Below are 1,243 nucleotides of genomic sequence, written 5' to 3' on the forward strand. Positions count from 1 at the left end.
TGTGTTCGGGCAGCGTGCTGTGGTCGGGTGGTTCGGGCTTGTGCCGGCGGAACCGATCCCGCGCCTCTTCAGCCGATTCCAGCGTTCGAATCGGCCGGTCGCCGCTGTAAATGTCCTGGCCGCGATTTTGGTAACTCGGCTCATAAATCGACTCGAAATACGGAAACTCGGGCTTGAAATACCGGCCCGTGTCGGGATCGATTTCCCCCATGGCCCGCACATCATCGTCCGTAACGGCCTTATCGAAATTCGCGGTCTCCTCAGGCGTCAACGGATTTGCCACGGCCTCGGCATTGACGGTGACCATTTGATCGGGATGGGGCACTGTCCACAGTTTCATGGCGTTGAAGAGCGGGCCGCGATTCCCATCCCAGAACGGCTTCGTATTATTGGGGTCCCAGTGGCTGCCGTATTTCATGTCCGGCAGGGTGCCGAACCGCTTGATGCCGGGCGCGTCGCCGCATGGCGTCAGGCGAGCCAGCATGCGCTGCTTGACCGTATCGCCCAGTTCGGCAAGCAGGTCGTCCGGTAGCCCCTGCCATCCGATGCTTTCCAGCGTCGTCAGGCCCATGACGCGGTCGTGCGGGCTGAAGTAGACATAGACCCGCCCGTGGTTGTCGCGCTCGCTCACCGTCGGCGTGATCTCGCTGAAGGGGCGCCAACGCTTGCCATTCCGGCCCCTGCCAACCCGCTGCTGGACCAGCAGTCGGTCGTCCAGCAGGCGCCTCTCCGCCTTGATCCGATTGGCGAAATTACGAAACGTCTGCACGCGCGCTGCCTCGGAAGGGCGGGCATCGCTCCATGTCGCGCCATCCGCGAGCTTGTCGTCGAGCGCGTAGGGCGAGTTCATCAGGAACAGCGCGTCCGGCGCCCGTGTCTTGCAAAGCGCCGAGGCTGCCAGGGCAATCATCGTGCCCTGACTGTGCGACATCACCGAAATCGTGTCGTGCGGATGCTTTGTACGGATCTTGTCGATCAGGTTGGCCAGCCGCTGCGCGGCATGGGGGTAATAGTCGCGCGGCGGTGCGTCCTGCAACTGCCGCTCTGGCTCCGAATTCATCGCCTCCAGATCGACGAAGCCCATGAGGTTGCGTTTGAAACCCAGACCGTTCCACATTTGCTGGAGGCTGTTCGTACCGTTCTGAAACGCACCGCCGCCCCAGAACCATGGTCCGCAATCGGCTTCCTTTCGTTTCCAGAAGTCAGCGCCAGCGATATTGCGTAGTGGAATCTTGAAGCGGCC

The 1,243-nt window shown here is 61.9% G+C and carries 1 protein-coding gene; it reads right to left on the minus strand.

Annotated features, from left to right (window positions below; all coding sequences use genetic code 11):
• A partial coding sequence (locus tag AC3G88_RS29375; RefSeq protein ID WP_488894492.1) for a T6SS effector phospholipase Tle3 domain-containing protein occupies window positions 1-1,243 on the minus strand: 1,243 nt, incomplete at both ends.

The sequence above is a fragment of the Cupriavidus sp. 86D6 genome (genome assembly GCF_057815095.1).